Below are 4,611 nucleotides of genomic sequence, written 5' to 3' on the forward strand. Positions count from 1 at the left end.
CTTCGCCTTCGGGGCGTGGGGTGCGCTCGGGGCGAGGACCACGGTCGCGGCGCTCTTCGCCTTCGGGGCGGGGCGGGCGCTGGTAGGGCACGGCGGGCGCGTGGCCGGCATCGAGGGCGGCCAGGGCGTTTTTAGCGGCGGCGAGGCGCTCCAGGTGCTTGGGGTCTTTGGGGTCGGGGGCGTCGCGGCGGGGCTTGCCGCCGTCACGGCCACCGTCACGGCCTCCGCCACCTTCGCGACGTGGGCCGCGGTCGCTGCCTTCGGGGCGGGGGCCACGTTCGCGGCCGCCACCGCCGCCGTGGCCGCCACGGGCAGGGCGGCCGCCGATTTTACCGCCCAGGCCGGCAAAGCGCTTGGGGTCGAACTCGGGCGCTTCGCCCAGGCCCAGCTCTTCGGTGATTTTCTGCTTCTCGATGTCGCGCTCGATGAGGCGCTCGATTTTTACCACCCGGTCCTGGTCTTGGTCCGAGATGAAGGTGATGGCCGTGCCCTTGGTGGCGGCGCGGGCGGTGCGGCCGATGCGGTGCACGTAGTCCTCGGCGGCGCGGGGAATGTCGTAGTTCACCACGTGGCTCAGCGAGTCGATGTCGATGCCGCGGCTGAGCACGTCGGTGGCCACCAATACCGGAAACTGCTTGTTTTTGAAGGCGCGCATGATTTCCTCGCGCTCCTCCTGGGTGCGGTCGGAGCTGATGCCGCGGGCTTCGATGCCGAGCTTGTTCACCGCTTTCACGATGCCGCCCACGGCCGCTTTCTGGCTGGTAAAGAGCACCATGCTCTGCACGTCCTGGGTTTTGATGATGTGCTCGAGCAGGTAGATTTTCTGACGGTCATACGCCATGTAAAACTGCTGGTCGATGCCGGCGGCGGGCTTGGATACGGCCAGCCGGATTTCGTCGGGGCTCTTGAGAATCTGCTGCGAGAAGTCGCGGATTTTGCTGGGCATGGTGGCCGAGAACAGCAGCGTCTGGCGGTCTTTGGGCAGCTGGCGCACGATGTTCAGGATGTCGTCGCTGAAACCCATGTCCATCATCTTATCGGCCTCGTCGAGCACCAAGTACTTAATCTGGTCGAACTTCACGTAGCCCATCTGCAGGTGGGCAATGAGGCGGCCGGGCGTGGCGATGATGATGTCGGCCCCGGAGGTGAGGGCGCGCTTCTGCTGCTCCCAGTTCTCCGATTTGCCGCCGCCGTAGATGGCTATCGAGCTGGCTTCCACGTAGTAGCCGAAGCCCATTACCTGCTCGTCAATCTGGGTGGCCAGCTCGCGGGTGGGCACCAGCACGAGGGTGGTGGTGTGGCCGTGCTTGTCGTGCGAAATCTTGTCGAGCAGCGGCAGCAGGTAGGCGGCGGTTTTGCCGGTGCCGGTCTGGGCGCAGGCAATCAGGTCTTTGCCTTCGAGGATTTTGGGGATGGCCTGCTCCTGAATGGGGGTGGCCTGCTGGTAGTTCATGGCGTCGATGCCGGCCAGCAGGTCGTCATGGAGGCTAAATTCGTGAAACGTCAAGGTTCAGCTGTTGAAAGTTGTAAAAGGCTGACCCTGATGCCTGGTCAGCAAACCGCTTGATTTGGGGTAAAGATACGGCAGGCGACGGGGAGGCGGCAACGGGCGGAACTGCGCAAATAGAACGTCATGCTTCGCTGCGCGCTGCATGACGTTCCTTTGGCCCACCCGTTCACCAACCTAACAACCCCACCACCCCCATGCCCATCCTCGACCGCTTTTCCACCCAATCCGCCGACTACGCCCGCTACCGCATCGACTACCCCGCTGAGCTGTACGACTGGCTGCTGCCCCAGGTAGAAAGCCGCGAGCGGGCCTGGGACTGCGCCACCGGCAACGGCCAGGTGGCCGTGGTGCTGGCCGAGAGCTTCGTGCGCGTCGATGCGACCGACCTTAGCGAGAAGCAGCTGGCCCAGGCCGCGCCGCGCCCCAACATTCACTACCAAACGGCGCAGGCCGAGCACACGCCCTTCCCGGCGCAGCGCTTCGACCTCATCACCGTGGCGCAGGCCGTGCATTGGTTCGACCACGCCGCCTACCACGCCGAAGTGCGCCGCGTGGCCCGGCCCGGCGCCCTGCTGGCCGAGTGGGGCTACAATTTCTGCCGCACCGATAGCGCCGCGCTCAACGCCGCGCTCGACCGGTTTCACGACGAAACCTCTGCGCCGTATTGGGATGCCAACCGCCGGCACATCACCGAGGAGTACGCCCGCATTCCCTTCCCGTTTGCCGACGTGCAACGGGCTCGTTTTGCGGAGAAAAGGCAGTGGACGGTGGCCGATATGCTGGGGTACCTGGGCACCTGGTCGGCCGCGGCCAACTACGCCCGGCAGCACGCGGGCGCCGACCTCACGGCCCTGGTGGCCGACGAGCTGACGCAACTGTGGGGGCCGGGGACGCGGGAAATCACGTTTCCGGTTTTCATCCGGACCGGACGGGTAGAATAATTCGCGGGCCGCGGCGTTGGCAGGCGCACCAACCCCTTTTTTATGATGATACTGCTTACCCGATTCCGGGCCGGGCTGCTGTTCTATCGCAGCGTCGCGCCGTTTATGCTTGGCATTTCGGGGCTGATTCTGGCCGCTGTGCTGCTGCCCGCCATCTACGAGGGCCGGGCGAGGGGCATCGTGCCGGCGCTGCTGCTGGCCAAACTGGCCACGGCTCCGGTGGTGTGGCTGCTGGCGGAGCGGCTGCGGCCACACCAGTATTGGTTTTACTTCAACCTGAACATCTCCCGCCGGCAGCTCTGGAGCGGCGTGGTAGTCCTGGACGGGCTGCTGTTTCTCGGCAGCGCAGTGCTTGTGCGTGCGGCCTTGTCATGAGTCAGACGCCAAATAATGCGCTGGAAAAGCAGGTGCTCGAGGCCGATGGCATTCGCATTGTATTCGGCGAGCGACAGGTGCTGGGCAGCATTTATATGCGGGTGGAAACCGGCCAGATTGTGGGCCTGCTGGGCCGCAACGGCAGCGGCAAGTCGGTGCTGCTGCAAACCATTTTCGGGGCCCGGGCCGTGGCCGATGCCTCCGTGCGCGTGAACGGCCGGCGCGTGGTGCCGGCCTTTCGGGAACCAGGGCTGCTGAACTACCTGCCGCAGGAGCCGCTATTGCCGCCGTCGCTGTCGCTGGCCCAGGCGGCCCGCCTGCTGGGCGTCGACGTTGATGAAGCTACCGCCTGCTTTCCGGAGCTGCGGCCGCAGTTTGACAAGCGCATCGGCGAGCTGTCGGGCGGGTCGGCGCGGCTGGTGCAGGCGCTGCTGCTGCTGCACGCCGACACCGCTTTTTCGCTGTTCGATGAGCCGTTTTCGGGCGTGATGCCGGTGCACGTCGAAACCCTGGCCGAGGAAATGCAGCGCCTCCGGCACCGCAAGGGCCTGCTCATCACTGACCACCGCTACGCTGAGGTGCTGCCCATCTGCGACGTGGTGTACCTGCTGCACCAGGGCCGCCTGCTGCGGCTGGACGGCGACGTGCGCGAGCAGCTGCGCGACTACGGCTACCTGGCCAGCTGAGGCAAGTTTTGGCGGTGGCGCGTAGCTTGCCGGCTTTCCATCCTGCCCGTTATGTCTTCCACCCTGCCTTTCGCCCACCTCCGCATCCTCGAACTGGCCTCCGTGCTGGCCGGCCCGCAGGTGGGCCAGTTTTTTGCCGAACTGGGGGCCGAAGTGTTGAAGATTGAAAGCCCGGCTGGCGACGTCACCCGCACCTGGAAGACCAGTGCCGAAACGGCCGCCACCGCGGCTTCTCAGGCCGCTGCTGCTGCTTCCGTTTCGGCCTATTTCGCCGCGTCCAACTGGGGTAAGCAGTCGCTCGTGCTCGACCTGACCACCCCCGCCGGCCAGGCCCACTTGCACCAATTGGCTGCCCGGGCCGATATCATTCTCACCAGTTACAAGCCGGGCGACGCAGAAAAATTGCGGGCCGATTACGCCACGCTGGCCACGGAAAACCCGCGCCTCATCTACGGCCACCTCACCGGCTACGGCCCCGACAGCGCCCGCGCCGGCTACGATGCCGTGCTGCAGGCCGAAGCCGGTTTCATGTACCTCAACGCCGCAGGTCCTGGCCACCCACCCCAGAAGATGCCCGTGGCCATGGTCGATTTGCTGGCGGCCCATCAGCTCAAGGAAGGCCTGCTCACGGCCCTGTTTCAGCGGGAAAAGACCGGGCGCGGGGCGCTGGTGCAGGTGAGCCTGCTCGATAGCGCCCTGGCCTCGCTGGCCAACCAGGCTGCCACGTACTTAGTGACAGGCCACGACCCGCAGCCGCTGGGCTCCGGCCACCCCAGCATCGTGCCCTACGGCACGGTGTACCGCGCCGCCAATGGCCGCCAGCTGGTGCTGGCCGTGGGCTCGGATGGGCAGTTCCGGCACCTGTGCACGGCCCTGGCAAGACCCGAATGGGCAACGGACGCCCGCTTTCAAACCAACGCGGCCCGCGTAGCGCATCGCGCCGACGTGGAAAACCTGCTGACGCTGCGCATTGCTGAAGTGGATGGCGACGCGCTGCTGGCCGAACTGGAGCGCCGCGCGGTGCCGGCCGGGGCCGTGCGCACGGTGGGGGAGGCGCTGGCCCGGCCCTCGGCGCAGGCCATGCTGCTGCCCGGGGCGG

At 66.3% G+C, this 4,611-nt stretch carries 5 protein-coding genes; 4 read left to right on the plus strand and 1 reads right to left on the minus strand.

From position 1 onward, the window contains the following. Nucleotides 1-1,453, minus strand: a 1,453-nt coding sequence (locus ACYVHT_RS23200; protein WP_460557771.1) for a DEAD/DEAH box helicase, incomplete at its 3' end; no start/stop codon positions are given. 251 nt (nucleotides 1,454-1,704) lie between these two features. On the opposite strand from ACYVHT_RS23200, the gene ACYVHT_RS23205 reads away from it, so the two are divergent. From ACYVHT_RS23205 to ACYVHT_RS23220, 4 genes are all read left to right on the plus strand, one after another. Then, a complete protein-coding gene (locus ACYVHT_RS23205; RefSeq protein WP_460557763.1) occupies nucleotides 1,705-2,451 on the plus strand; it encodes a class I SAM-dependent methyltransferase in 747 nt (248 codons plus the stop codon). Nucleotides 2,452-2,493: 42 nt separating this feature from the next. Next, nucleotides 2,494-2,826: a hypothetical protein gene (locus ACYVHT_RS23210; protein ID WP_460557765.1), complete on the plus strand. Its 333-nt coding sequence runs from the start codon at nucleotides 2,494-2,496 to the stop codon at nucleotides 2,824-2,826. Further along, the gene (locus ACYVHT_RS23215; RefSeq protein WP_460557767.1) at nucleotides 2,823-3,512 is read left to right on the plus strand and encodes an ATP-binding cassette domain-containing protein; all 690 of its coding nucleotides are present in this window, start codon (nucleotides 2,823-2,825) and stop codon (nucleotides 3,510-3,512) included. The genes ACYVHT_RS23210 and ACYVHT_RS23215 overlap by 4 nt, the downstream gene beginning before the upstream one ends. Nucleotides 3,513-3,563: 51 nt before the next feature. After that, a partial coding sequence (locus ACYVHT_RS23220) for a CaiB/BaiF CoA transferase family protein (protein ID WP_460557769.1) occupies nucleotides 3,564-4,611 on the plus strand: 1,048 nt, incomplete at its 3' end.

This window comes from Hymenobacter daeguensis, from assembly GCF_054780555.1.

Excerpts from the sequence above, each read along its gene's own strand:
- ACYVHT_RS23205 (WP_460557763.1), top strand. The coding sequence starts at position 1,705 with ATGCCCATCCTCGACCGCTTTTCCACCCAATCCGCCGACTACGCCCGC.
- ACYVHT_RS23210 (WP_460557765.1), top strand. The coding sequence starts at position 2,494 with ATGATGATACTGCTTACCCGATTCCGGGCCGGGCTGCTGTTCTATCGC.
- ACYVHT_RS23215 (WP_460557767.1), top strand. The coding sequence starts at position 2,823 with ATGAGTCAGACGCCAAATAATGCGCTGGAAAAGCAGGTGCTCGAGGCC.